Origin of the sequence: Kitasatospora sp. NPDC048194 (assembly GCF_043202455.1) — a bacterium.
In the GTDB taxonomy this organism is placed as follows: domain Bacteria; phylum Actinomycetota; class Actinomycetes; order Streptomycetales; family Streptomycetaceae; genus Kitasatospora.
Genome location: NZ_JBIDAK010000001.1, coordinates 77,977 through 101,589, shown reverse-complemented (window position 1 = coordinate 101,589; position 23,613 = coordinate 77,977). Strand labels below are relative to the sequence as shown.

Here is a 23,613-nt window from a genome sequence, read left to right as displayed (position 1 = left end):
CATGCCCGCAGGGCAGGTGATCGGCCGCGTCTCGGTCAAGGTCCTCCCGGACACCGACGACTTCCGGGCCAAGGCCCAAGTGCAGCTCGACCGGATCGAGAAGCAGCTCAAGGTCATCGTCGGCGCGAAGATCGACGCCACCGGACTCCAGCGGGATCTGATCACCCAGATCCGCGAGGTCAACGCCAAGAACAAGACGACCGACGCGCGCAAGGTCCGCTTCTATACGACGATCGACTCCACCGGGATGAGTCGCGCCATCCAGCAGGCGGTCCGCGATCTCCAGGCCCGCGCCCGCGACCGGAAGATCAAGTTCCGGGCCGACGATGTCGAGGTCAGCGGTGACGTCAAGCTGGAGCTCGACCAGGGCAACCTCGACAAGATCAAGCACGACCTTGAGCACTGGCGGGACAAGGTCTCCCCGCTCAAGGTCGAGGTCAAGCTCGACATCGCCAATGGCACGGGCGCCGCGATCTCGGCCCGGCTCCAGGTCCTCACCCGGCCCCGCACGGTGCCGATCCTGCCCGAGCTGGACAACGCCTCGGTAGCCAAGGTCGGCGCCGCTCTCGCGGCCCTGTCGGGCGCCCGGGTGCTCACGAACATCTTCGAGGACCTCGGCAACATGATCCGGAACCTGGACAAGTCCGTTCCGATCATCGGCTCCCTGGCGCTGGCGATTGCCGGCCTCGCCGGATGGGGCCTGTCGGCCGCGTCGAACCTCGCCGCGCTGAGTGCGTCGCTGGCCCAGATCGGCCCGGCCGCGCTCCTGCTGCCCGGCCTGCTCGGCGGGATGGCGGTCGGCATCGGCGTCACGATCGCCGCCTTCAAGGACTTCAACAAGGTCCTGCCGGAGGTCAAGTCCGCCCTGTCCGGGCTCCAGGACACGATCAGCAAGAACTTCTGGGACCAGGCCGCCAAGCCGATCCGCGAGCTGGTCGACGGCCTCCTCCCGAAGTTCACCGCGGGCCTGGCCCAGACGGCGACCCAGATCGGCGGGTTCTTCGGCGGCCTGGCCGCCGGCCTCCAGGGCGCGCTCGACCCGGCGTTGAACCAGATGTTCACCGACCTCGCCGGGTCGATCACCATCGCCACCTCCGGCACCGGGGCGTTCGCGAACATCATCGCCACCCTGGGCAAGGTCGGCACGAGCTACCTGCCCGCGCTGGCGCAGTGGTTCGTCAACATCTCGACGCGTTTCTCGGACTTCCTCTCGGCGGCCGAAAGCGACGGTCGGCTCGCCACCTGGATCACGACGGCGATCCAGAACGTCAAGGACCTCGGCTCGGTCTTGTTCAACCTCGGCGGCATCCTGGCCGGTGTCGGTCGCGCCGCCCAGGAGGCGGGCGGTTCCACGCTGGGGATGCTGGCCGGCACGCTGGAGCACATCCACGCCATCGTGGACAGCCCCGGCTTCCAGGCCGGGCTGGTCGGCACGTTCAAGGCCGCCCACGAGGCGATGGCCAACCTGGCCTCCGGGTCAGGGCCTGCAGTCAAGGGCTTGTTCACCGAGCTCGCGCAGCTTGCAGAAACGATTCTGCCGCAGGTCGGCACGATCCTGGGCACGGTCATCGGCTCCATCGCCTCGGCGCTGTCTCAGCCCGCGGTGACTGGCGGCATCACCCTGCTGTTCTCCGGCATCGAGGCTGCCGTCCAGGCGCTCGCTCCGGCGATGGCCCCGCTCGGCCAGGCGCTCGGCGCCCTGATGGGCGTTGTCGCGCAGTTCATGCTCGTCCTCGGGCCGCTGGTCTCGGCCGCCCTGGTGCCGCTCGCGAACGCGTTCACCGCGCTCGCCCCGTCGATCACTCCGATCATCGCCCTGCTGGGCGGCGCCCTCACCAGCGCGATCCAGCAGCTCGCGCCGATCATCACCCAGCTCGTCCCGATAGTCGGCCAGCTCCTGTCGGCCGCGTTCCAGGCGCTGTCGGTGATCCTGCCGCCCATCGCCCAGGTCTTCACCGTCATCCTCGCGGCGGTCGCACCGCTGGTCGAGCAGCTCGTCACCGCGCTGGCGCCGATCCTGGGGGTGCTGGCCGGGCTGATCTCGACGGTCCTCACCGCGCTGACGCCGGTCGTCACAGTCCTGCTCCAGATCGTCACGGCGGTCATCACTCCGCTCCTGCCGATGCTCCAGCAGGTTATCGCGGAGTTCCTGCCCAAGCTCGGCGAGGCATTCGCGCGGGTGGCCGAGGCGATCCAGCCGTTCCTTCAAGCTCTGTTGGCGATCGTCAACTTCCTGATGCCGGTCCTGGTGCCGATCATCCAGTTCGTCATCGAGATCCTGGCGAACTCCCTGGTCAACGCGATCAATGGCGTCGGCCTGGTGCTCGAAGGTCTCAAGGAAGTCTTCGTCGGTGTCTGGAACTTCATCAAGGGGTTCTTCGAGATCTGGTGGGGCCTGTTCAAGGGCCTGTTCACCGGCAACTGGGACACCTTCAAGCGCGGCTGGTCGGATCTGTGGAATGGCATCTGCTCGTTCGTGAAGGGCATCTGGGACACGATCCTCGGCGCGATCGAGGTCGTACTCAACGTCGGCATCATCGGCCTGGTCGGCAAGGGCCTCAAGGCCGTTGGCGGCGTCGCGAAGGCTGGCTGGGAAGCCGTGTCGACGCTGTTCAAGGACGCCTGGACCGGCCTGGGGACGGCCGTCTCCGAGGGCATCTCGGCGGTCGTCACGTTCATGAAGGAGCTGCCCGGCAAGGCTCTTGAGGCGTTGGGCGACATCGGGTCCAAGCTGCTGGAGGCGGGCAAGTCCCTGATCAAGGGCTTCATCGCCGGTATCGGCTCGATGTTCGGCGACGTGAAGAAGAAGCTCGGGGATCTGACCAGCAGCCTCACCGACTGGAAGGGGCCCGAGACCCTCGACCGCGTCCTGCTGACCAATGCCGGCCAGCTCGTGATCGAGGGCTTCATCCGTGGACTTGAGTCCCGTTACGACGCCGTACGCCACTCCCTCAAGGGGCTGACCGACGACGTGGCCGGCACCCAGTTCGACTCCCCGACCATCGGTCAACTCCGCGCCGCGCGCGGGGTCTACGCCTCCGCAGCAAACGGGCTCGCCGGGGCGGCGGCGGGCGGCGGCGTCACCAAGGTCCTCAACTACTACGCCGCTCCCGGCAGCTCCCTGAGCGCGGAAGAGGACCTGTTCACGGCCGCTGGCCGGGCAAGGATGGTGGGCTGGTGATCCGACTCCAACTGGAGAGTCCGCTGGACGTCCTGAACCTCAACGAGGTGCAGGAGAAGGGCACGGGCTTGCAGGCCCTGACGGGCATGACCGGTGTCGGCCTGCCGCCCGTGTCCGTCCAGTGGCTGGAGGGAGCCGGGGACGGCTCGGTCTACCGGGGCAAGCGCGTCCTGTCCCGCGAGATCGACCTGCCGCTCGACATCGTCGGCCGGGACCGCGAGCACCTGGCGGAGCTGTTGTCCCGCCTCGCCCTGGTCCTGGCCGAGCCCTGCACCCTCGCCGTGGTCAACGACGACGGGTCGCGGTGGACGACCGAGGTGGTCCGCACCGGCGGGGGCGATGTGACGTACGGGCAGGGCACGACCGGGGAGCGCGACCTACAGACAGTCGTCACCCTCCGCGCGTCCGACCCCTACTTCACCTCGTCCGAAGCCTCCTCGCAGGTGATCGGAGGCGACACCAAGACCGGCTCGTTCCTGTCAAGCATGGTGTCCCTGCCGGTTGCCGCCTCCCAGGCGATTGGCTCGATCACCCTGGAGAACACGGGCGACGCGGTCGCCTACCCCGTGTGGGAGATCCACGGCCCCGGCCACGCGTTCCAAGCCGTTTCCCCCGACAAGGAGACGATCACGTGGAACGGCACCCTCGCAGCCGGTGAGGTGCTCACCCTCGACGCCCGCACGGGCACGGTCGTCGACCAGACCGGAGCCAACCGGTATGCGGACCTCGGCCCGGCCCCACGTTTCTGGAGCATCCGGCCGGGCCTGTCCACAGCGACTGCCCAACTCCTCGGCGTCACGGCTGACTCGAAGGTCATCTGCTCATGGCGGGCTCGGAAGTGGATGGTGATCTGAGTGAAGCTCAGTGACCTCACGGTCGAGGTCCGGGACAAGACCCTCGCCCGGCAGGGCATCATCCGCCCCGAGGAACTCGTCCTGGAGATCCAGGAGACGTTCAACAACGTCGGGACCTGGAAGCTGAGTCTGGCCGCCGAGCACCCGCTCACCCCGGTCCTGCGGACGCCCGGCTCCGGCCTGGTGGTCACCGGCCCGACTGACGTGCTGATCTCCGGCCCGACGGTGAAGCCCGAGTTCGCCTCCACCCCGGAGGACCCGGCGGGCACCGTCACCTTCGAGGGCGTGTCCGACAGCGTCGCACTCATGGACATGTTGGCCCTGCCCGAGCCGTCCAACCCGGACATGGCCAGCCAGCGCCAGGCTCACGACACCCGCACGGGCCCGGCCGAGAGCGTCATGCACGCCTACGTCAACGCCAACCTCGGCCCGGCCGCACCGGCCCCGAGGCGCCGAGTCGGGCTGACGATGGGCACCAACCTGGGCCGCGGACCCGCCGTCTCCAAGAGCGCCCGCTTCCCGGTGCTCGGCAGCCTCCTGACCGAGATCGCCGTCGTCGCCAGCCTGGGCTTTCGCATCGTCCAGCGCGGCAGCGGCCTGGTCTTCGAGACGTACCAGATCGTTGACCGCAGTCGGCAGGTCCGCCTCGACGTGCGCAACCGCACGCTCTCCGGCCAGCGCGTGGCCATCTCGCCTCCAGGCGCGACCAGAGTTCTCGTCGCGGGCCAGGGCGACCTCACCGCGCGGCAGTTCCTCGCCGTGGACACCCCGGCCTCGATCGCGGCCGAGGCCGACTGGGCCAGGCGGATCGAGCGGTTCGTCGACCAGCGCAACACCAACGACTGGACGGAGCTCCAGCAGGCCGGCAACGAGGTGATGGCCAAGGAAGGTTTCACCTCCGTCGCGGTCCAGGCCGTACCAGTCGAGGACTCCGCGATGCGGTTCGGTATCGACTGGTACCTCGGCGATCAGGTCGGCGTCGTCGTCGAGGACCAGGAGCTCGTCTCCACCGTCACCGGCATGGTCCTCAAGGCCAACGCCGACGGCTACAAGGTCGGCGCCCTGCTCGGCGACCCGGCCGGGTTCGACGTCAGGACCGCGCTAACCCGACGTGTCCAGACCACCGAGACCCGCGTCTCCGCGCTGGAGCGCACGGCCGAAGGCGGCAGCTCGGACAACCAGATCATGTCGCTGATGGGAGTGTGGTGACCACGTGGCGGCAACGCCGAAGAACTTCTTCCGGGGGCCACTGCCCTCCGCCCTGACCTCCGTCTACACGGTGCCGGCCGGGGCCTCGGCGATCGTCACGAACATCGTCGCCACCAACCCGACCGGCTCGGCCGCGAGCGTCGCCGTCAAGCTCGGCGGCGTCTACGCGCTGGCCAACGTCGGCATCGCACCCAACGGCGTGCTCACCGTCGAGATGAGCCAGGTGCTCAACCCCGGAGACAAGATCGAAGTGCAGGGCAACGCACAGGCCGCCCCCGCACACATCAGCGGAGTGGAGGCCACTTAATGGGACTCAGCATCTTCCCGTCCCCGGCGGACTCCGGCGTCGTCGGGCCGACCGGAGCCACCGGTCCGCAGGGGCCCGCCGGTCCAGCCGGCGCGACAGGCGCAACCGGGGCCAAGGGCGCGACCGGAGCCACGGGCGCAACGGGACCTGCCGGGGCCCCCGGCAGCAAGATCCTTACCGGGACGGCAGTCCCCGATCCGACCGTCGGGGCGGACGGCGACTTCTACGTCCAGCCCGAGTCGACGACCCTCTTCGGTGTCACCAGCAACTCGGCCACCCACTGGCAGCGGGCCGCTGGCGCCTGGGCCAAGGTAGGCGACATCGTTCGCGGCGCGGCCTTCTACCTCAACAGCGGAACCACGTCGAGCACGGGCACGAAGCCGGGCGACATGCTCCTCCGCACCGACACCTATGACCTATACCAGCGAGGCGCCTCCGGCTGGGGCTCGCCGGTCGGCAACCTCAAGGGACCGCCCGGCGCAACCGGCGCGACGGGCGCAACCGGCGCGACCGGCCCGGCTGGTGCCACCGGGCCGCAGGGTGCCCCCGGCCCCACCGGGGCAACCGGGCCCCAGGGGCCGAAGGGCGACCCGGGCGCCAACGGCCTCATCACCTCCGTGAACGGCAAGAGCGCGGCCAGCATCACCCTCACCGCGGCCGATGTCGGCGCCATCCCGAAGACCGGCGGTTCGGTCAGCGGCGACGTGCGGTTCGACTCCCCGACCCCTACTTACCGGACGCTGTCGTTCGCCACCAACAACGTGACCAGGTGGGAGTACCAGGTCGACAACTCGGCCGAGAGCGGCGCTGACGCTGGCTCGGACTTCGAGCTGAGCGCGTGGACGGACGCCGGCGCCTGGAAGGCGTCCATGCTCTTCGGCAAGCGGTCGACGGCCAGCCTGGGCGTGGGCACGAGCTCCCTCGCTTCGGGGGCCCGGCTGACCGTGGCCGGCGCGACGGCTCTGCGCAACGCGGCGTCGGCTCCGGCTGCCGCAGCGAGCACGGCCATCCTCTACTCCGAGAACGGCGTGCTGAAGGTCCGCCAGGCCGACGGCAAGATCCTCGTGCCGGGCGACGCCACGCTCGACGCGACGGGCAAGATCCCTCTCGCGAACCTCCCGGAGCAGTGGACGCCCGCCGACCACGGGCTGACCTCGTGGGCCTACGACCCGGCCGTGAGCTTCTCCGCTGGCCGTTACCCCGGCTCGGGCACCGTCCGCGTCACGGCCGTCGCGGTCCGGCAGGCGACCACGATCAACAAGATCGTGTGGCACTACTGCGGTTTCGCGGGCGGCCTCCAGGCCGGGTCGTGGGCGGCGATCTACGACGTGAACGGGAACCTGGTCGCCCAAGCCGGAGACATCTCCGGCGCCGCCAAGCCGCCGGTCGTGAGCAACTCCGGCGGAGTCACCGTGTCCGTGCCGCTGATCTCGCCATGGGCAGCGTCGCCGGGCACGTATTACGTCACCTGGCGCTACCTCTACAACACCTCGACCAACGACGGGCCGATGATGCTCCAACTGGAGAACAGCGGAGCCGCGCCCCCGAACTACTTCGGCCTGACGACCGTCCGGCGCTTCGGCTCGTACTCCACGATCAGCGCCACCTCGCCGCCGTCCTCGATCTCGATCGGGGCCATGGAGAACGGCTCGAACCGCTTCTGGGCCGCGCTGGCGGCCTGACTATCCGACGTGCAGCCTCCGCCGATGCGGGGGCTCTTCTGTTTCCAGGGAGAAACCCGCAGCGTGGCAACCAGCTCCTACCCGTTCGACGGCCAGGCGACGACCGAGACCGACTTCAGCCGCCTCTTCCGCGAGCTCCAGGACTCGGGCGTGGCCGGCACCGCCACCGGCCTCGACCTCAAGGTCACGGCCGACGGCTCCGCCATGAAGGTCTCCGTCCAGCCCGGCTTTGCTCTGGTGCGAGGCCACGCCTTCCTGTCGACCGCGATCGAGGCCCTCACCATCGCGACGGCCGACACCGCAGCCCGCACCGACCGCGTCGTCCTCCGCCTCAACCCGACGCTCAACAGCATCACCCTGGCCGTCCTCAAGGGCACGCCCGGAGGCAGCGCGCCCGCGCTCACCCAGACCGACACCGACCTCTACGAGGTCTCGCTCGGCCTGGTCACGGTCGCGGCGTCGGCCACCAACATCGCGCTGTCCGCGGTGACCGACGACCGGTCCTTTCTGGGCACGCGGGTCGGCACCTGGACCACCGCGACCCGCCCGGCGAACCCCCGCGTCGGCAAGCTCGGCCTGAACCGCACGACCAGCAAGTGGGAGTACTGGGACGGTGCGGCCTGGACCGACCTGGCACCGGTCGTCTCGTGGACCAGCGTCACCAACAAGCCGGCTACGTTCCCCCCGAGCACCCACACCCATACCGTCGACTACAACGACATCGTCAACAAGCCGGGCAGCTTCAACCCAACCTGGCATCAGCACTGGTGGGACCAGCTCCTCGGCGTCCCGGGCGAGTTCCCGCCGTCCTGGCACCAGCACTGGTGGGACCAGATCCTCGGCAGGCCGGGTCAGTTCCCTCCGACCGACCACTGGCACGGCCAGTACCTGGAGTCCTGGGGCACGATCAACCGCGCCAACGGCAGTGACAGGCCGCACAGTTACACCCCTGCGGGCGGCACCTGGTACGCGGTGTGGGTCGACGGAAACCACAACTTCTGCCGCAACACCTCCTCGATCCGGTTCAAGGAGAACGTCCGCGACATCCGGATCAACCCGGCAGACGTCCTCTCCCTACGACCGCGCGTCTACGACCGCAAGCCGACGACCGACGAGGACGGCAACGTCACCGAGGGCCGCAAGAACGAGTACGGCCTGATCGCTGAAGAGGTCGCCCAGACCCTCCCGGAGATCGTCGTCCACGACGAGGACGGCCAGATCGACAGCGTCCGCTACGACCTTCTCGGCGTGGCCCTGCTGCCCGTCGTCCAGGACCAGGCCCTCCGCCTCGCCGCTCTGGAGGCGCGGATCGAGGAGCTTGCGCGTGACCGTTGAGCCCTCCGTCCAGGTCGCGATGGTGTCGGCCGGCGGGGCGATCACCGCCGCACTCGTCGGCGTCCTGGTCGAGCTCGTTCGCCGCCAAGGCGCCACGATCGCCGAGGTCCGCGAGCACGCCCAGGAAGCCCGCGAGCAGGTCGCCAACTCCCACGGCACCAACCTCCGCGACGACGTCGACAGGGTGATCGAGGGCCTCGGCCGCGTCCTGGACGGCCAGGAACGGCACAGCGAGGAACTGGCAAGCCTGCGCCGGGAGATCGCCCACGAGCGGGCCGAGCGCCTGGCCGTCGCCGAACGCCTCGACTCCCACCTGAACCACCCCAACTGACTTCCGCAGCCCGCCCCTTCGGGCGGCCAGCGGCACTCCCCCAGCCCCCTGACGCTCACCGCGCCGGGGGCTTTCCCATGCCTGGAGGCACACCCTGAGCGTCAACATCATCTCCCGTGGTTCCTGGGGCGCCAAGCCGTGGACCAGCGGCGTCGCCAGCGTCCCGCTGTCCGAGCGCACCGAGTTCTACATCCACTACGACGGCGGCACCCCGATCACCCGCACCGGCAACTCGATCCCGCAGGCGATCGAGCGCGAGCACCTGAACAACGGGTGGAGCGGCATCGGCTACAGCTTCGTCGTCGACCAGGCCGGCAACATCTACGAGGGCCGTGGCTGGAACCTCCAGGGCGCGCACTGCCCGTCGCACAACCGCTCCGCGTTCGGCGTGCAGATCGCCATCGGCGGCGACCAGGCCCCCTCGGACGCGGCCCTCCGCAGCGCTCGGGCCCTGTACGACGAGGCGTGCGCGAAGACCGGCCGCCAGCTTTCCAAGCACGGCCACCGGGACGGCTTTGCCACCGAGTGCCCGGGTGGCCGCCTGTACGCCTGGGTGCAGGCCGGCATGCCCGCCCCCGGCGGTGGCGCCGGCGGCGGTGGCGGGACCGTGGCCCTGGACCCGGCGGTCAAGCCCGGCGTCAACCACCCGCAGGTCCGCCTGCTCCAAAAGCTCCTGATCAAGGCCGGTTACGGCCCGATCCCGGGCGCCGTCACCGACTACTACGGCACCAACACCCAGGCGGCAGTGGCCCGATTCCACGACCGCCACCCCGAGTTCAAGTCCGCAGGCGTCACGCACGACGTCGCTATCGGAGCCCGCGGCTTCGCGGTTCTCCAGCAGGAGGCTGGCCGATGAGCAAGCACCAGATCCCCGGCGCCAAGCCGATCACCTTCCTGAGCCTTCTGCCCGTCCGCTACCGGACTCGCGTCGGCGCGATCCTCGCCCTCGTCGGCGTGGTCGTGTCCGCTCTCGCGGTCGCGTACGCGGACCGGCCGGAGATCGCCCTGGCCGTCCAGGTCCTGACCGCGCTTGGCGTGGTCGCCCCGGACGAGCCTGGCGAGGACGAGTAACCCAACAGGCCCCACCGCTTCGCCGGTGGGGCCTGTTCTCGTTTCAACTACGTGCGCTTGAGCGCTTCAATCTCCTCGACCGTCAGTGTCTTGGTCGGGCCCCGCCGCTGGCGCGCCGTCGCCTTCTTCGCGGGCGCCTTCCCCGCGGCGACCTTGGGGGTCACCACGTCGGCCGGGGCCTGCGGGAGGATCGACGACTCTCCGGCCATCGCCTCTTCGATGGGGCGCGCATGCTCCTCGCACAGGTCCCGCTCCACCACGCGTTCGCCCTCTGTAAGGGTGTAACTACGGATGGGTCGCTTGACGTCCCTGCACTTGTCGCAGACCCTAACCTTCACGTGGACCTCAACCATGACCCCCACAACCTCTCGACGGCTTGACTGGTTCAACTCTTACATGCAAATGTAGAGGTTGAGTGCGCGACATGGAACTGCGTCGCGCGGGGGGTCGCAGACCGAAGGGGATCACATGCCCGCGAAGACTCTCGTCCAGAACGAGCAGGAGGCCATCCGCTGGATCGAAGAGGGTAAGGACTACCAGTGGATCGTCGAGAAGTACCTGGAAAAGTACAAGATCCAGACCACTACCTCGATGTGGGCCACCTTCCGGCACCGCAGGGGCCTGAAGCGGCGCCTCACACGAAACACTGACCTAATTCCCTGGGAGGTCAAGCCCGAACACCGATGGGCTTACCCCGTGGTGATGCTCCGATTCGAAGCGCGACGCCGGGACGGCAAGACACTCAAGCCGGCCGATCAGACCCGACTGGACGCTTGGAAAGCGGATCGCGAGCAGGAAAACACCGTCGTGTATTACGATCCGCACACCGAAGACGGGTTCTTCTATGTGCCGCGCGAGCCTTCCGACACCGACCTCGTTCGAGTTCCGAAAGTCGACAATTAGGTCGATAACGGCGTCGCCTAACAAGGGCCCTTCGGGGCCCTTTCTGCTACCCCGGAACAGCCCGCGCACGGGCGCCGTTCCAGTGGCCGATACAGGTCCATCGGGCATGGCGAAGCACGGCCTGGAGAGCAGGCAGGAGCCCTCTGCCGCCCCAAAACCACACGTCAGCGCCATGACCACAGTCTTGCAGAGACCACTGACAGCGGACGAGCACTTTTCAGCCACGCCCCCTCGTAGGGAACGGACGAACGCGCCAACGGGGCCGCCGACTGCCACGGGCGCGCGAGGCCGCGCGAGCCATGCGTCACATTCCTCTGAGTTGACCTTTCCCTTACTCAAAGTACAAACTCGAACGAGTGAGAAGCTGGCGCCGTGCACAAGCGTGCCCGGCGATGGGGAGAGGAGCTCTGCGCATGCAGCGCAGCCGCCTGGCGGGTGCCGCCACTGAGCTGAACCATGGTGGTGTATGGCTCCACATTGATGGCAGTTTGCTCGATTTCCATGTGTCGGTTGAACCCGGCCATAAAAAAGATGATCTTCAGTTCGTCCTCGACTTCGCCGAGCGCTGGGGGCTCTCCCTCCTCGACCAGGACGAGTGCGAGCCCGAGATCTTGGACGATGGCCGGATCCGGCTGTATCTGAAGGCCACAGCGTGACCCAGGAGGGCAACTAGGTGCTAGATCTAATCAAACTTCCGGCAAGCCAGGAGGTTCCGCGAGACGGCCATGGACGCCCGCTCGTCGTACCGAAGGCCGGCGGGAAGCCGCGGGCCCTGACCCGCACCACGACGTTCATCGACTGCATCGAGGACAAGTCCGCGCTGACCGCGTGGGGCAAGCGCATGACCCTGGTCGGCGCGGCGCGCAGACCTTCCCTCCTGACGGGTTTGCAAGACTTGGACCCCGGTAGCCGTGAGGGGAAGGCTGCCCTGGATCGCGCCGCCGAGCATGCCGTTCAGGCGGCCGGAGCGAACGACCGCAGGGAAAAGGGCACCCACCTGCACGCCCTTTCGGAACGCGTCGACCGGGGTGAGGAGCTGCCTCCAGGCACACCCGCATGCGACCTGGCCGACATGGCGGCGTACAAGATGGCCACCGCCGACTTCGGCGTGGTGGCCGTCGAGCAGTTCGTGGTCGTCGACGAGCTGGGCGCGGGCGGCACCTTCGACCGGATGCTCAGCTACAGCGGTCCCGGCCCGGACGGCGGGCATGTCGAGGGTCTGTTCATCGGCGACCTGAAAACGGGCAGCGTGGAGTATGGCGGCGTGAAGATGGCTGCTCAGCTCGCGGTGTACTCGCGCGGCGAGCTATACGACCACACGCTGTTCGCGGTGGACAGCCGCGACCGGCAGGCGCTTGCTGCCTGGAAGAAGTCCGCCGTGCCGGCCGCCCTCGCCGCAGCCGCCTACGCGCCGATCCCGGCGGTCAGCCAGGACTGGGGCGTCATCATCCACCTGCCCGCAGGTCGGGCCGAGTGCAGGCTCTACTGGGCCGATCTTCGGCTCGGCTGGGAGGCCGCGCGCCTTGCGCTGGACGTCAGGCGGATGCGGGGGCAGAAGGGTGCGTTGACCGCGTTTCCTTCTGCGGCCTGATTGAGATAGTGTAACTAGCAGAGCGAGGCAGTCAGCTTCGCCCGCGAGAGAGGGTTGTGCGCGTGGCCGACGAGGGCCGTATCACCGTGACCATCAAGTACGGCAAGGGCCACGATGACAGCTGGGCTGTCTTTCGCGGCTCCGCCGAGGTGATCCAGCGAGACATCGTGGACTTCTTCGGCATGGATGGTAAGAGTGTAACTGGGCTGCCGGTGAGCGACCTCGTCGTGGAGGCTGCTCGCGCCGCCCAGGCCACCTCGATGGTCGTCAAGGGCCTGGACGCCCGGATCATCCCGTCGCCGTTGACGCCGACGGCCCCCGTGGTGGCCGTACCGTCCGCCGGGCTGCTGGAGCAGATCGAGCGGTGCGCGACCACGGACGCGCTAAAGGAGCTGTGGGCAACCAACCAGGCTGCGTTCTCCGATCAGGCTGTCATGGATGCCTGGAAGGCCCGCGGCCGGGCTCTGAAGGCGGCAGCGTGATGGGCCGCCGCTTCCTCGTCGCGGCCGTGGCGGTCGCCCTCGCGGTCGGCTCGCTGGCCGCGCCCCAACCGAAGACCCGCAACATTCCCTACGCCGTACACCGGCAGTCTGGAGATACTCAGTGACGTTTGCCCTCGCCACCATGCCGACCGCTAACGGCGGCTGGTTCAAGGCCGCGGACAACCAGGACGCCATCGCGATCCTCCTGGAAGTGCACGGCTTCGAGCGGCAGAGGCCCACCCCCAACGGTCCGAAGGACAGCGCCATCGCTGACGTGACCGTGTTCAAGACCCCCGATCAGCTGAAGAACTGCACCCCCGAGGTCAGCCAGGGCCAGCGGATCGAGCAGACCGTCCTCGCCCGCGACCTCGAAGGTGTCGTCGGCCAGGCGGTGCTGGTGACCGTCACCCAGGTCCCGGCGAAGAAGCCGGGCGCGCACCCCGCGTGGGTGTGGAAGCAGGTCACCGACACCGGCATCAAGAACCAGGTGATCGCCTACGCCGAGCAGCGCGACGCGGCGGTGAAGGCTGCGATGGACGCGGCGCCCGACTTCGACTGACGCACGGCCGGCACGAGGGGGCGGCCTGGTGTCTGTCGCCCCCTCCCCCACCCTGACGATTGGAGCCGAGCAGTGCTCACCCCCGGACGGTCCCTGACCCTCCATGCCGAGGCCGGCCGCGAACTGCCTCGCATCGAAGCCTTCCAGGCGCTCTACAACATCGGCTGCCGCCCCCGGCACGGCGAGGTCATCATGATCGCCGGACGGTCCGGCACCCAGAAGAGCGGGCTCGCCCTGTTCTGGGTCGCGCAGATGAACCGCCCCGCCCTGTACTTCTCGGCCGACATGTCCGCCTTCACCGCCTCCTCGCGCCTGGCGTCGATGGCGACCGGCGACACGACGGAGATGGTCGAGGCCGGCATGGCGGCCGGAGGCCGATACCGCGAGACCTACCTCAACGCCCTGACCGACAGCCGGATCACGTTCAGCTTCGGCTCGCCGATCACCTGGCAGGCCGTTGACGAGGAGCTCGAAGCGCAGATAGAGCTCTGGGATGCCTACCCCGAGATCCTGGTCTTCGACAACCTGATGGACTTCGAGAACGCGGAGTCGGACTACACCGAGCAGATGGCCGTCATGTCGAACCTGACGGAGCTCGCCCGCGCGACCGGCTCGACGGTGATCGTCCTGCACCACGCCTCGGACAAGTCCTGGGAGGCGAAGTCCGACCCATGGGCCCCGCCCAGCCGGGACCAGGTCAAGGGCGGCCTGTCGGAGAAGCCCGAGCTGTCCCTGTCCGTCGCGCTGGACCCGACGAGCCTGGAGTACCGCATCGCGGTGATCAAACAGCGCATGGGCCCGTGTGACCCCACGGCCCGCCGGTACGCCACGCTGCGGTGCCACCCGGAGATCACCAGGTTCTCCGCGCTGGAGCCCCGCCTGTTCCCCGCCCCACAGCCAGCGACCAGCACCTGGTCCCCGCTGGACGCTTTGAAGTGAGGATTGTAAGAGTTGACTGATGTTGCGGCGCGAAACCGCAGGAACAAGCGGCGCGGCGCCACGTGGGAGACCGAGCTCCGCGACGAGCTACGTCGGGCCGGCCTCGACATCGAGCGCCTGCGGCTCACCGGGAAGGACGACGAGGGCGACCACGTCATCCGGCTACGGGAACCGCGTCGGCATCGCTCGTTCCTGGTGGTCGAGGCGAAGAACGCCAAGTTCGAGCCGGGAGCGTTCATTAAGGAGGCCCTGCGCGAGCGCGACGCATTCGCCCGCCATCGGGGTCTCGATCCGGCTGAGGTGGACGTGATTGTGATCGTCCGCCGCAGGGGCGCGAGCTGGCGTGACGCCTACGTGCTCTCGACCCTGGCCGAGTACTTCGATCTCCCGCCGGAGGCCGCGGCATGAGGCAGTTCGAGGAGATCGCCGAGCACCGCCGGATCGAGCGCGAGCTCGCCGAGCTGCTGGCCGACACCGAGCCCAGCGGCCTCGACGAGCTGGGCTGGGACGCCGTCAGCGAGCACTTCCGAGGTCGGCGGATCGCTTGATCGAACCCGAAGTTCTGGGCTTCGACGCATTCCTCGATGTCCTCAACGACCCCGAGTTCGACGGCCCGGAGCTCTTCGAGTTCGAGGAGTACTTCGAGGTCCACATGAACGACCTGGACGAATGGATGCTCCCGTGAGATTTGCGCCCATCGACCGGCACGACCGGGACGACGCGGACGAGCAGAAGCCCACGCTCGAAGCCGCCTTCGACCACTACGGCGTCGAGTACAACCCGCAGCGGTCGATCGGCATGGCGCCCTGCCCGCTGCACGAGGATGGCACCCCGTCCCTCTCGTACAACACCGACCGCCAGGTGTGGAAGTGCCACTCCTGCGGCCAGGGCGGGGATTCCTACAGCTTGATCATGATGAAGGAGAGCACGGACTTTGTCGGAGCGCGAGCCCTTGCGGCCTCTGTCGCCCTCGCAACGCGAGACGCTGGAGGAGGCGACGGCCTCCTATCAGGCAGCGCTTACGGGGGACGCCGAGCGCTACCTGGCCGCTCGCGGGATCGGGCGGGCCGAGCTGGATACGTTCCGGCTTGGCGTCGTCGCTGAGCCCCACCCGGGCCACGCCCGCTACCAGGGCATGCTGGCGATCCCCTACCTCGGTCACGATGGCCGCCCGCTGACGATCCGCTTCCGCTGCCTGGAAGAGCACAACCATCGCGACTATGGGCACGGCAAGTACAACACCGTGCCGGACGACCCGCCGCGCATGTACGGCGTCGACTCGATCCACCAGGCCGTGGACGAGATCCACCTCACCGAGGGCGAGCTCGACCGGATCATCCTCCGCAAGATCGGCCTCCACGCCGTGGCCGCCCCCGGCTCCGAGATGTTCTTCCCCCGACACCGCCGGATGCTCGCCGGATTCAGCCGCGTCTGGGTCTGGGGCGACCCGGACGACGCGGGCGCCAAGTTCACCAACAAGGTCTGCCGGTACCTGCGCTCCGCCAAGGGCGTGCGCCTGCGCGTCGGCGACGTGACCGAGACCTACCTGCACGGGGGCGCCCAGTCGCTCCACGACCTGATCGACGAGGAGAAGTCGAAGTGACCGAGACCACCACCGCGAAGAAGACCACCGCCCGCCGCGTGCAGCCGAAGCCGGACCTGCTCCACCTGGCGATGACCGAGGCCCGAGCCGAGGCCCGCACCCTCGCCGACCTCCCGAAGGAGCTGATCGGCGGCCAGCACCCGCACCGCGCGGCCGAGATCTACCGCAGCCGCGGTGGCGACTGGGACCTGATCAACAAGCGGCGCGAAGCGGTCGGCACCGGAGGCGTGGACGGCCTGATCGTCCAGGCCGCCTTCGAGGCGTTCAGCACCCAGGAGCCCGCCAAGGTCCGCGAGGGTCTGGTCCGCCTGGCCGCCCTCGCCGGGGCCGCCGTCGAGGACATCGACAAGGCCGCCGCTTGATCGACCTCTTCGAACACGTGCAGCTCGACTCCGAGAAGGAGTCGCTGCCGCCCGCAGGACAGCCCCACTGGCTGGTCGTGGAGAACCAGTCCGACTACTACCTGTACGCCGAGCACACGGCCGACTGCCTCGACCAGCAGAGCGAACTGCGGTGCGACGTCGCCTTCCACGAGGAGGAGGGCCTCGACTGCTGGTTCCACCGGGCAGGCATCGACGAGGGCGGTTACGACTCGGTCGGCCTCCGCCCCGGCTGCTACCTGATCGCGGCTTGGTCGTCCCGCTCCTACTGCCACTTCTACGGCACGTACGAGTACGACGGCGGTCTTGCGCTCCTGCATCCGGCGGACGCCGAGTGAGCGCGGGCCTGCCGGGCGCCCCCGGCCCCCGCCTCCAGTTCATCTGGGAGGCCCTGACCGGACCCGAGCGCGAGGCGTTCGAGCGGCACCTCCTCCAGGACACCGCAGCCGAGGACCTCGTCTGGATTCTCGGCCGCTACGGGCACCGCGTGTCCGCCTCCACCATCCGCACGTACCGGCGCCGCCTGCGCCAGGAAGAGAGCCTGCGTGACTGACACCCTGCTCGACGAGCTCCTCTCCAAGCCTGTCGGCCCCGCGATCCCCGCCCGGTCGGTCGACCCGGAGCGGGACTTCACCCGCCAGATCGAGGTGAGCGGCGACGCCGCCGAGGTGACCGTCCGGGGCTCGGTGGCCACTGTGAACGAGGATGCCGCCACCGCCTACCTGCGGGCCCAGGGCCTCGAACCCGCTGACTGGGTGGCGACGGGGTTCCGCTCCTCGGAGTGGACGATGCCGAACGGCGAGACGGGCGTCTCCACCCGCTTCGCCTTTGCCCGGAGCAAGGCCGTCACCACGGCCGATCGCCCCGACGTGGACGAACTCCTGGCCGCCGTCGATGCGTACAAGCCGTGGGCCCCCAACGCGCTGACCTCCGGCGACCACACGTTCATCGTCGCGCTCGGCGACATGCAGTTCGGCAAGATCGACGGTGACGGCCCGGCCGGCACTCTCCGCCGCACGATCGAGTGCCTGAACCGCGCGGCCGATCTGCTGGAGCTGTACAGGGGACGGTTCAGCATCGGCCACGTCCACATCGCGTGGCTCGGTGATCATGTCGAGGGGTTCCAGTCGCAGGGCGGCGCGAACACCTGGCGGACGCAGCTCACCCTCAACGAGCAGATCCGTCTGACGCGCCGGGTGATGCTGCACGCGCTCACGACTTTCGCGCCGCTCGCGGAGCGGGTGACCATGGCCGCGGTGCCCGGCAACCACGGCGAGGCCATCCGCATCAACGGCAAGGGCCTGACCCGGTACGACGACTCCCACGACACCGAGTCCCTGATCGCCGTCAAGGACGCCGCCGACCTCCACCCGGAGAAGTTCTCCCACGTCGAGTGGTACGTGCCGGACACCGACGAGCTGACCGTCGTCGTGGACTGCTCGGGCACCACCGTGGCGCACGCCCACGGCCACCAGTGGCGCCCCGGCCGACACTTCGACTGGTGGAAGGGCCAGGCGTTCAACAAGCAGTCGGCGATGCACCAGGCCGATCTCCTCCTGGCCGGCCACCTGCACCACGAACACATCGACACCGACGGCCCGCGCACCTTCGTGCAGCCTCCGGCGATGGAGTCCGAGTCCACGTGGTGGCGGCACAGCAAGGGCACCACCGGGGCCCCCGGCCTGATGGTCGCCGTCACCAAGGACGGCGAGACCTCCGTGAAGGAGGTGGTCCGATGAATCTCGTGGAACTCGAACCGGCCGAAGCCCGTGCGGCGGTCGACTGGTCCGTGCTCTCCGAGCCGCACGTCGGCAGCGTCGCCCAGGCCGTCGCCCGCTCCATCTCACGCGACTACGGGCTGACGCTGGAGTACGACGACGCCCACCAGGAGGCGCTCCTGGTGATGGCCGAGCGGGCCGGGCAGGTCCGCAGCATCCTTGCGGACGCCGGGCCGGGCTTGCTGCACCGCTGGCTCTCCCAGCGCCTCCGGGACCGCTGGCTGACGGTGGCCCGGCGCCGTGCCGGCCACGTCTCCTACGAAGCTGCCCGGTACGCGGCGGGGAAGGCGGAGGGGTGAGCGGGTACGACCGTCGCCTCGTCGAGCACCTCCTCCCGGCCGTCTGGGACAGGGAGGCGGCGTACGGGATCAGGAACCCGACCGCACCCGACGCCGACATGCCGAAGGGCTCGGTGGACAAGAAGACCGCGGGGGTCCTGGTCGCCCACCTGGCCGACATCCGGCGGGGCTGGGCAACCGCCCCGCTCTCCCTCGGTGAGCGCCAGGCCCTCCTCCTGCGGTACGGCGCGGACCTCGCGGACGACGAGGCCGGAGCCCTCCAAGGAGTCACCGGCCGGGCAGTCCGGTACCGATGCGAACGAGGGGTGGGGAAGCTCGCGGCCCACCTCAGCGGACGGGACTACGTCGAGGGGTACGACGACCTGCCGAGCGATGGCCCTGGCGGCCTCTAGGAGTCCCCAGCGATCTGAGCCCCGAAGAGGCGGAAAATGCGCTGCCCCCGAATCGACCTGATCCGACTCGGGGGCAGCGGCGTTCGCCGAGTTAGGGGACGAGAAGGTCAGGCTGCCCGTCCTGGACACCGAGCTGGTACGCCTTGTACTCGTCGTTCCAGAAGTAGAGCACCGGCCCGTTGGGGTCCGTGGAGTCCCGGATGGCCATCCCTACGTGAACACCATCTACGACGACTCGTGTGACCTCGATGCACTGATCGTTCGCGCCGTTACCGCTTCGCCTCGACTTGGTCCACACGGCCTTGGAGAGATCGGCGGAGCGAAGCACGCTCTTGTCCATGTCACTTATCCTTGATCAACTTTTCGATGCGGTGCATTGATTCCTCCGGAGAGAGTGCGAACCCGGCCATGTATTCGTACAGCCGCCGGGCGTACCGAACTGTCTTTGCATCCTCCGTAAAGGCCATCCCGCCAGTGAGGTCTGCCTGCCTCATGCTGGGATCACTCTGGAAGTCGAAGATGGAGTACGGCGCGGTGGCGCCTGCGGCTACCGGCGCCTCTCTCGGAATGATCCGGATGGTGACGTTCGAGCGTTGAGCCATCGCAAGCAAGTGTTCGAGCTGTCGGCGCATGACGTCGTTACCGCCGGTGTTCTCCCGCAGGACGCCTTCAGCCAACAGGGTGTCCAGTACAAGCGGCCGGTGGCGCGTCAGCACGTCACCCCGCAGGCGGCGAACCTTGGCAAGCATCCCAGTCTGGGCGCTGCCGAACTCTTGCGACTCGAACCGGAAGAGGGCCTCGATGTACTCCGGGATCTGAAGCAGCCCCGGGAGGGTGCCACCCCCATAGATCCAGATCTTCTCAGCCACGTCCTCAAGCTCGATCAGCTTGACAAGATCCTTAGGGAGGTCTGGGTATTGAGCCCACCAAACCTCGACGGTCTCCTGGGCTGCCTGGTACAGGCCCTCCACCAGCGCACGGGTCGCGGCGTCCACGCCGTAGAGATCAAGCAGCGTAGAGAGCTGCGCTTCGGTGGGCCACTGACCACCGCGCTCGATGAACGACACGAGGTCTCGGCTCTTGCCGATGGCCTCTCCCGCCATCTTCTGGGTGACGCGGGGCTTGGCCTGCTCGCGAAGGTCTTGCAACTGCCGGCCGAAGGCCCGGCGGGAGCGGGATGCCTGCGGGTTGACGGACACGCTTCTCCTCCCAGGGCCTTCAGTTGTCCTGGGTGCAGGGTATCGCCCCCAGGGTGTGGCACATGACTCTGGGGAGTGATTTTTCAGCGGATTCGCGCGAAGGGCTTGCGCGCGAAGTTCGCGCGAAGCCAGACTCTTAGAGCACCAAACGCGTCCACTCAGTGGCGGAGTGTAGTGCGGGCCCGCAGGCGCTCACCCCCTCCGACTGAACTTGGAGGGGCTGTGACGAGCGATCTCAAGCACGCGCACCTAACTGATCAGTTTCGGCTGGTCCAGTCCGAAAAGTTCCCGGTCGACCCACTCTCCCCCCGGAAGGCGAGGCAGCTCGTCCGCCGCTTCTGCGAAGCGATCGGGCAGCCTTCCGACACCGCCGAGTTGCTGATCAGCGAGCTCGTCACGAACGCGCTGACTCACGCCAAGTCACCTTGCCAGGTGACCTGCGTGGCTCCGTGGGGGGCCGCGGCCTGGTTCGAGGTCAAAGACGAGTCGCCGCAGCTTCCGACGCTTCGTGAAGTGGACCTCGGGGCCGCCAGCGGACGCGGACTCCTGCTCATGGACGCGCTGGCGGAGTACTGGCACGTCGAGGACGACGAGTTGCGGCGAAAGAAGATCATCTGTTTCAGATTGAAGGAGGAGTGTCGTGACGCAAGAAGCGCCCAGCAAACCGAAGTTACGGTTGCGGCAGCTGCCTCCTGAGGAGCTGGCCCATCACGCGAACCCCAAGGCTTCGGTCGAGATGGCGTTGGGGCCCATTCAGCTCGACGGACAGACCGGACCTGCCGCGCCGCTACTCCTGCGGCTGACGCCGAACCAGTTGCTTCGGTACGTTCTCGATGGCGCAGAGCTGCTCTTGCAGCAGCTCCCCGACGACCCGGCCGAACCGCTGGAGGTTCGCCAGCGAACCCTCTCGCTCGAAGAGATCCGCAGCCGTCAACGTCTCGGGGGTGTCTCCGAGGATCTCCTGCGACGCGTGATCGAGGGCCTGCGCGCCTACCCGCTCAGACCGGCGTAGGAGGCACTGACGTTGGCAACAGCGCCGATAGCCCCTACCGCTGCACCGGCAGCGGCCACCACGCGACTGCCGGCCGTGGCGGAGTACCCCTACCGCGCCGAGTCCGTTGGCCTCGCGCAACAGCTCGTCCGAACCGCCCTTCGGGACTGGGGTTTGGGCGAACTGGTCGAAGCCGCCGAGATGGTGACGACGGAGCTGGTGACCAACGCGCTTCACACCGGCTGCCTCACGCTCATGCGTGTGTCGGTGCATCAGATCGGCGCACGCGCTGTTCAGGTCGCCGTCCGCGATGGCTCGCGCAGCTTGCCCGTGATGATCCTTGCCGACGAGGCCGACGAGTCCTCGCGTGGACTGCCCCTGGTTCACAAGCTCACCCAAGGGCGCTGGGGAGCCGAGCTCGGCCCTTTCGGCAAGGTCGTTTACGCCCACCTGGGCCGAACGGGCCACCTCTCACGACCCGCGCTCTACTCTCACTGACCATTTGAATCTCGCGCCCCCGAAAGCACCCGAACTGCCGGCAGCGACGCGGCGGATCGGGCGGGGTTCGCGACCGGCGGCCCCTCACACCACCCCCGAGTGCAGGGGCCGCCCCCTGAGCCCGACCGCGCTTTCCCGCGCCCCAGACTCCCCGCGCCACCGTCTCCATTCCCACGGTGGCGCGGGGGCACCACCCCCGCCAGACAGGACGCCCGGAGCGCGCCCCGGCCGACTGCCAGCGGGGCGAGCGACGCTTCGCCCAACCGGGCCGAAGCCCATCCGCAGAAGGGACGGCACGATGCCCGAGATCAACAGTGCTGACCGAAACAACTTCGTCGACCTGCCGGGAGAGCTGGAGGAAGCTCTGACCCGGATCGGGAAGGCGCTCCCCGAGTGGAGCATGGACGGCACCTTCCTGGCCGGCTCCACGATCGAGCGGTACCGGGCCGAGCTGGCCTCGGTCCCGCACTTCGCCAAGATCGCCGAATCCCTCCGCGCCGAGGTGAGCACCGCGGGCACCGGCTACGCGGTGGTGCGGCTGGGGAACATCGCCCAAGCGCTGGGGTTCGGGGAGGAGTTCCTGCGCCTGGCCACGGCGCTTCTCGCCGAGGTGGCCACCCCGTTCCAGCCCTTCCTGCGGTGGCCGCTGTGGAAGGAGATCGGGACCAACCTGGCCGCCGACCCGGGCATGTCCACCGGAATCGGGTACAACGCGTTCCACATCGACCTGGTAAACGCCACCCTGCCGCCGGACTACTCGGTCCTGCTGTGCGTCCGCCCGGACCCGCTCGGCGCTGGGGAGAGCATCCTCTCCGACGCCCGCGCGGCCGTGGCGCGCGTGTCCCCGCAGAGCCGGGCTCTTCTGGGCGAGGCCGTGCATCGCTACGGCTCGTTCTTCGAGCTCTCCGACGTTGGCGAGGAGTTCACGCCGTTCCCCGTCCTTGACGGTGCGCCGGAGGGCTCCGGGTTCGTCCGGTTCACCGCCAAGATGCTCAACGCGGCCGGCCTGGATGAGGAGCACGCCGCGGCGGCCAGGGAGCTCGCAAAGCAGCTGGTCGCCGGGCAGGAGTCCTTCATCCTCCAGCGCGGTGACTTCCTGATCGTGAACCAGCACCGCTGGGTCCACGGCCGGGAACCGCTGGCCGCCGGCCAGCACGACGTGGCCGAGGCCGACCGCCGGCTGCTGCTCCAGCTCTTCCTGCGCGAGTCGGCCCCGGCGGCCTCGTAGGGTGCTAGATCCGCGATTTGCGGAGTGAGTGCCACACGGCCCCCGTCAGCGCCTGCGCCGACCGGGTAACCGACAGCCGTTCGTGTTCGCGGTACAGGGCCCAGTTGTACGGAACCAGGGACAGCTTGTTCGAGGACAGCGATCCCGGCCGCTGGGCCCTGTATACCGCCAGCGGCTCGTCGAGGCCCCGGGCCGGAGTGCCGTCACGCATGATCGACAGCCACAGGGCGTAGTCCTGTCGCTTGCGCATCTCCGGCATCAGCCTCGTTCCGAGGGCGGTGCGGTCGTACATGGCAGTCAGGGCGCCGATGTGATCCTGGATCAGCATCGCGCGATAGTCCACGTGCTCTCGAACGCGGACCACGCGGCCGTTCGGGATGAAGTCGGCGCCCTCGCCGTCGTAGTCGGCATCCACCTTGTAGTAGGAGGTGAAGGTCAGTGGTGCGTCCACGGTCCTCGCGAAGCTGATCTGCCGCTCAAGCTTTTCCGGGAGCCACATGTCGTCACTATCAAGAAAGGCGACGTAATCCCCCCGCGCCCGCCCGATGGCGAGGTTGCGGGCCCGTGCCGCGCCACCGCGTCCTGGCCCCGGTTTCGGCAGCACACGCTCGTCCTGTCGCGCGAATTCCATGAGCAGGTCCATCGACTCATCGGAAGACCCGTCGTCGGTAACCAGAAGCTCAAGATCGCTGTGAGTCTGCGCGAGCACCGAACGGATCGAAGCGCCGAGAGTGGCTGCCGAGTTGTACACAGGCATCACCACAGAGACCAGGGGCACAGCGCGTCTCCTTGCTAGATAGC

The 23,613-nt window shown here is 68.5% G+C and carries 34 protein-coding genes; 30 read left to right on the top strand and 4 right to left on the bottom strand.

What is annotated here, in order from left to right:
• Nucleotide 1: 1 nt before the first annotated feature.
• The 9 genes from ACGF07_RS00525 to ACGF07_RS00485 all read left to right on the top strand — a co-directional run bounded on the left by ACGF07_RS00525 (nucleotide 2) and on the right by ACGF07_RS00485 (nucleotide 9,970).
• The gene (locus tag ACGF07_RS00525; protein ID WP_392894221.1) at nucleotides 2-3,181 is read left to right on the top strand and encodes a hypothetical protein; all 3,180 of its coding nucleotides are present in this window, start codon (nucleotides 2-4) and stop codon (nucleotides 3,179-3,181) included.
• Nucleotides 3,178-4,035 (top strand): phage tail family protein, encoded by an 858-nt coding sequence (locus ACGF07_RS00520; RefSeq protein WP_392894219.1) that lies wholly within the window; start codon nucleotides 3,178-3,180, stop codon nucleotides 4,033-4,035. The genes ACGF07_RS00525 and ACGF07_RS00520 overlap by 4 nt, the downstream gene beginning before the upstream one ends.
• Nucleotides 4,036-5,244, top strand: a complete 1,209-nt coding sequence (locus tag ACGF07_RS00515; RefSeq protein WP_392894218.1) for a siphovirus ReqiPepy6 Gp37-like family protein — start codon at nucleotides 4,036-4,038, stop codon at nucleotides 5,242-5,244.
• Nucleotides 5,245-5,248: 4 nt separating this feature from the next.
• Entirely contained in the window at nucleotides 5,249-5,551 is a 303-nt protein-coding gene (locus tag ACGF07_RS00510) for a hypothetical protein (protein WP_392894216.1), read from the top strand.
• Nucleotides 5,551-7,233 carry a hypothetical protein gene (locus ACGF07_RS00505; protein ID WP_392894214.1) on the top strand — a complete coding sequence of 561 codons (1,683 nt, stop codon included), beginning with the start codon at nucleotides 5,551-5,553 and terminating at the stop codon, nucleotides 7,231-7,233. Before ACGF07_RS00510 ends, ACGF07_RS00505 begins: the two co-directional genes overlap by 1 nt.
• Before the next feature lie 63 nt (nucleotides 7,234-7,296).
• On the top strand, nucleotides 7,297-8,568 hold the full coding sequence (locus tag ACGF07_RS00500; RefSeq protein WP_392894212.1) for a tail fiber domain-containing protein: 1,272 nt from the start codon (nucleotides 7,297-7,299) through the stop codon (nucleotides 8,566-8,568).
• Entirely contained in the window at nucleotides 8,558-8,899 is a 342-nt protein-coding gene (locus ACGF07_RS00495) for a DUF2746 domain-containing protein (protein WP_392894210.1), read from the top strand. The genes ACGF07_RS00500 and ACGF07_RS00495 overlap by 11 nt, the downstream gene beginning before the upstream one ends.
• Nucleotides 8,900-8,993: 94 nt before the next feature.
• Entirely contained in the window at nucleotides 8,994-9,755 is a 762-nt protein-coding gene (locus ACGF07_RS00490; RefSeq protein WP_392894685.1) for an N-acetylmuramoyl-L-alanine amidase, read from the top strand.
• Entirely contained in the window at nucleotides 9,752-9,970 is a 219-nt protein-coding gene (locus ACGF07_RS00485) for a hypothetical protein (RefSeq protein ID WP_392894208.1), read from the top strand. The genes ACGF07_RS00490 and ACGF07_RS00485 overlap by 4 nt, the downstream gene beginning before the upstream one ends.
• A 47-nt stretch (nucleotides 9,971-10,017) precedes the next feature.
• Here ACGF07_RS00485 and ACGF07_RS00480 read toward each other — a convergent pair whose 3' ends face one another.
• Nucleotides 10,018-10,323, bottom strand: a complete 306-nt coding sequence (locus ACGF07_RS00480; RefSeq protein WP_392894207.1) for a hypothetical protein — start codon at nucleotides 10,321-10,323, stop codon at nucleotides 10,018-10,020.
• Nucleotides 10,324-10,438: 115 nt separating this feature from the next.
• Between ACGF07_RS00480 and ACGF07_RS00475 the strand changes: the two genes are divergently transcribed.
• From ACGF07_RS00475 to ACGF07_RS00395, 17 genes are all read left to right on the top strand, one after another.
• On the top strand, nucleotides 10,439-10,873 hold the full coding sequence (locus ACGF07_RS00475) for a hypothetical protein (protein WP_392894206.1): 435 nt from the start codon (nucleotides 10,439-10,441) through the stop codon (nucleotides 10,871-10,873).
• 413 nt (nucleotides 10,874-11,286) lie between these two features.
• On the top strand, nucleotides 11,287-11,529 hold the full coding sequence (locus tag ACGF07_RS00470; RefSeq protein WP_392894204.1) for a hypothetical protein: 243 nt from the start codon (nucleotides 11,287-11,289) through the stop codon (nucleotides 11,527-11,529).
• Nucleotides 11,530-11,546: 17 nt separating this feature from the next.
• A complete protein-coding gene (locus tag ACGF07_RS00465; RefSeq protein ID WP_392894203.1) occupies nucleotides 11,547-12,464 on the top strand; it encodes a hypothetical protein in 918 nt (305 codons plus the stop codon).
• A 62-nt stretch (nucleotides 12,465-12,526) separates the two neighbouring features.
• A complete protein-coding gene (locus ACGF07_RS00460) occupies nucleotides 12,527-12,946 on the top strand; it encodes a hypothetical protein (RefSeq protein ID WP_392894201.1) in 420 nt (139 codons plus the stop codon).
• Between the two features lie 142 nt (nucleotides 12,947-13,088).
• Nucleotides 13,089-13,505, top strand: coding sequence for a hypothetical protein (locus tag ACGF07_RS00455; RefSeq protein WP_392894200.1), 417 nt, complete (start codon nucleotides 13,089-13,091; stop codon nucleotides 13,503-13,505).
• A gap of 72 nt (nucleotides 13,506-13,577) precedes the next feature.
• Nucleotides 13,578-14,444 (top strand): AAA family ATPase, encoded by an 867-nt coding sequence (locus ACGF07_RS00450; RefSeq protein ID WP_392894199.1) that lies wholly within the window; start codon nucleotides 13,578-13,580, stop codon nucleotides 14,442-14,444.
• 12 nt (nucleotides 14,445-14,456) lie between these two features.
• Entirely contained in the window at nucleotides 14,457-14,852 is a 396-nt protein-coding gene (locus ACGF07_RS00445; RefSeq protein WP_392894198.1) for a hypothetical protein, read from the top strand.
• A complete protein-coding gene (locus tag ACGF07_RS00440; protein ID WP_392894196.1) occupies nucleotides 14,849-14,992 on the top strand; it encodes a hypothetical protein in 144 nt (47 codons plus the stop codon). The genes ACGF07_RS00445 and ACGF07_RS00440 overlap by 4 nt, the downstream gene beginning before the upstream one ends.
• The gene (locus tag ACGF07_RS00435; protein WP_392894194.1) at nucleotides 14,989-15,129 is read left to right on the top strand and encodes a hypothetical protein; all 141 of its coding nucleotides are present in this window, start codon (nucleotides 14,989-14,991) and stop codon (nucleotides 15,127-15,129) included. The genes ACGF07_RS00440 and ACGF07_RS00435 overlap by 4 nt, the downstream gene beginning before the upstream one ends.
• A complete protein-coding gene (locus ACGF07_RS00430) occupies nucleotides 15,114-15,548 on the top strand; it encodes a CHC2 zinc finger domain-containing protein (protein ID WP_392894192.1) in 435 nt (144 codons plus the stop codon). Before ACGF07_RS00435 ends, ACGF07_RS00430 begins: the two co-directional genes overlap by 16 nt.
• Nucleotides 15,430-16,047: a toprim domain-containing protein gene (locus ACGF07_RS00425; protein ID WP_392894683.1), complete on the top strand. Its 618-nt coding sequence runs from the start codon at nucleotides 15,430-15,432 to the stop codon at nucleotides 16,045-16,047. Before ACGF07_RS00430 ends, ACGF07_RS00425 begins: the two co-directional genes overlap by 119 nt.
• On the top strand, nucleotides 16,044-16,409 hold the full coding sequence (locus ACGF07_RS00420) for a hypothetical protein (protein ID WP_392894191.1): 366 nt from the start codon (nucleotides 16,044-16,046) through the stop codon (nucleotides 16,407-16,409). The genes ACGF07_RS00425 and ACGF07_RS00420 overlap by 4 nt, the downstream gene beginning before the upstream one ends.
• Nucleotides 16,406-16,765, top strand: a complete 360-nt coding sequence (locus ACGF07_RS00415) for a hypothetical protein (protein WP_392894189.1) — start codon at nucleotides 16,406-16,408, stop codon at nucleotides 16,763-16,765. The genes ACGF07_RS00420 and ACGF07_RS00415 overlap by 4 nt, the downstream gene beginning before the upstream one ends.
• Nucleotides 16,762-16,980, top strand: coding sequence for a hypothetical protein (locus tag ACGF07_RS00410; protein WP_392894188.1), 219 nt, complete (start codon nucleotides 16,762-16,764; stop codon nucleotides 16,978-16,980). The genes ACGF07_RS00415 and ACGF07_RS00410 overlap by 4 nt, the downstream gene beginning before the upstream one ends.
• The gene (locus tag ACGF07_RS00405) at nucleotides 16,973-18,166 is read left to right on the top strand and encodes a hypothetical protein (protein ID WP_392894186.1); all 1,194 of its coding nucleotides are present in this window, start codon (nucleotides 16,973-16,975) and stop codon (nucleotides 18,164-18,166) included. The genes ACGF07_RS00410 and ACGF07_RS00405 overlap by 8 nt, the downstream gene beginning before the upstream one ends.
• On the top strand, nucleotides 18,163-18,504 hold the full coding sequence (locus ACGF07_RS00400; protein WP_392894184.1) for a hypothetical protein: 342 nt from the start codon (nucleotides 18,163-18,165) through the stop codon (nucleotides 18,502-18,504). Before ACGF07_RS00405 ends, ACGF07_RS00400 begins: the two co-directional genes overlap by 4 nt.
• Nucleotides 18,501-18,896 (top strand): hypothetical protein, encoded by a 396-nt coding sequence (locus tag ACGF07_RS00395; protein ID WP_392894182.1) that lies wholly within the window; start codon nucleotides 18,501-18,503, stop codon nucleotides 18,894-18,896. Before ACGF07_RS00400 ends, ACGF07_RS00395 begins: the two co-directional genes overlap by 4 nt.
• Before the next feature lie 91 nt (nucleotides 18,897-18,987).
• Here ACGF07_RS00395 and ACGF07_RS00390 read toward each other — a convergent pair whose 3' ends face one another.
• Together ACGF07_RS00390 and ACGF07_RS00385 are read right to left on the bottom strand one after the other, a co-directional pair.
• The gene (locus ACGF07_RS00390) at nucleotides 18,988-19,236 is read right to left on the bottom strand and encodes a DUF397 domain-containing protein (RefSeq protein WP_362563645.1); all 249 of its coding nucleotides are present in this window, start codon (nucleotides 19,234-19,236) and stop codon (nucleotides 18,988-18,990) included.
• Between the two features lies 1 nt (nucleotide 19,237).
• On the bottom strand, nucleotides 19,238-20,095 hold the full coding sequence (locus ACGF07_RS00385) for a helix-turn-helix domain-containing protein (RefSeq protein ID WP_392894181.1): 858 nt from the start codon (nucleotides 20,093-20,095) through the stop codon (nucleotides 19,238-19,240).
• Nucleotides 20,096-20,317: 222 nt separating this feature from the next.
• Here ACGF07_RS00385 and ACGF07_RS00380 point away from each other — a divergent pair, with 222 nt between their 5' ends.
• The 4 genes from ACGF07_RS00380 to ACGF07_RS00365 all read left to right on the top strand — a co-directional run bounded on the left by ACGF07_RS00380 (nucleotide 20,318) and on the right by ACGF07_RS00365 (nucleotide 22,812).
• On the top strand, nucleotides 20,318-20,791 hold the full coding sequence (locus tag ACGF07_RS00380; protein WP_392894179.1) for an ATP-binding protein: 474 nt from the start codon (nucleotides 20,318-20,320) through the stop codon (nucleotides 20,789-20,791).
• Complete coding sequence (locus ACGF07_RS00375) at nucleotides 20,736-21,107, top strand: hypothetical protein (protein ID WP_392894177.1); 372 nt, start codon at nucleotides 20,736-20,738, stop codon at nucleotides 21,105-21,107. The genes ACGF07_RS00380 and ACGF07_RS00375 overlap by 56 nt, the downstream gene beginning before the upstream one ends.
• 75 nt (nucleotides 21,108-21,182) lie before the next feature.
• Nucleotides 21,183-21,584, top strand: coding sequence for an ATP-binding protein (locus tag ACGF07_RS00370; protein ID WP_392894175.1), 402 nt, complete (start codon nucleotides 21,183-21,185; stop codon nucleotides 21,582-21,584).
• Between the two features lie 298 nt (nucleotides 21,585-21,882).
• Nucleotides 21,883-22,812, top strand: coding sequence for a TauD/TfdA family dioxygenase (locus ACGF07_RS00365; RefSeq protein WP_392894173.1), 930 nt, complete (start codon nucleotides 21,883-21,885; stop codon nucleotides 22,810-22,812).
• 4 nt (nucleotides 22,813-22,816) lie between these two features.
• On the opposite strand, the gene ACGF07_RS00360 is transcribed toward ACGF07_RS00365, so the two are convergent.
• Nucleotides 22,817-23,590: a glycosyltransferase family 2 protein gene (locus ACGF07_RS00360; RefSeq protein WP_392894171.1), complete on the bottom strand. Its 774-nt coding sequence runs from the start codon at nucleotides 23,588-23,590 to the stop codon at nucleotides 22,817-22,819.
• Between the last annotated feature and the right edge of the window lie 23 nt (nucleotides 23,591-23,613).

What these genes read in the sequence shown, in the direction of transcription:
- ACGF07_RS00525 (WP_392894221.1), top strand. Translation starts at nt 2, where the DNA reads ATGCCCGCAGGGCAGGTGATCGGCCGCGTCTCGGTCAAGGTCCTCCCG.
- ACGF07_RS00505 (WP_392894214.1), top strand. Translation starts at nt 5,551, where the DNA reads ATGGGACTCAGCATCTTCCCGTCCCCGGCGGACTCCGGCGTCGTCGGG.
- ACGF07_RS00485 (WP_392894208.1), top strand. Translation starts at nt 9,752, where the DNA reads ATGAGCAAGCACCAGATCCCCGGCGCCAAGCCGATCACCTTCCTGAGC.
- ACGF07_RS00480 (WP_392894207.1), bottom strand. Translation starts at nt 10,323, where the DNA reads ATGGTTGAGGTCCACGTGAAGGTTAGGGTCTGCGACAAGTGCAGGGAC.
- ACGF07_RS00475 (WP_392894206.1), top strand. Translation starts at nt 10,439, where the DNA reads ATGCCCGCGAAGACTCTCGTCCAGAACGAGCAGGAGGCCATCCGCTGG.
- ACGF07_RS00470 (WP_392894204.1), top strand. Translation starts at nt 11,287, where the DNA reads ATGCAGCGCAGCCGCCTGGCGGGTGCCGCCACTGAGCTGAACCATGGT.
- ACGF07_RS00455 (WP_392894200.1), top strand. Translation starts at nt 13,089, where the DNA reads ATGCCGACCGCTAACGGCGGCTGGTTCAAGGCCGCGGACAACCAGGAC.
- ACGF07_RS00440 (WP_392894196.1), top strand. Translation starts at nt 14,849, where the DNA reads ATGAGGCAGTTCGAGGAGATCGCCGAGCACCGCCGGATCGAGCGCGAG.
- ACGF07_RS00430 (WP_392894192.1), top strand. Translation starts at nt 15,114, where the DNA reads ATGGATGCTCCCGTGAGATTTGCGCCCATCGACCGGCACGACCGGGAC.
- ACGF07_RS00400 (WP_392894184.1), top strand. Translation starts at nt 18,163, where the DNA reads ATGAATCTCGTGGAACTCGAACCGGCCGAAGCCCGTGCGGCGGTCGAC.
- ACGF07_RS00390 (WP_362563645.1), bottom strand. Translation starts at nt 19,236, where the DNA reads ATGGACAAGAGCGTGCTTCGCTCCGCCGATCTCTCCAAGGCCGTGTGG.
- ACGF07_RS00365 (WP_392894173.1), top strand. Translation starts at nt 21,883, where the DNA reads ATGCCCGAGATCAACAGTGCTGACCGAAACAACTTCGTCGACCTGCCG.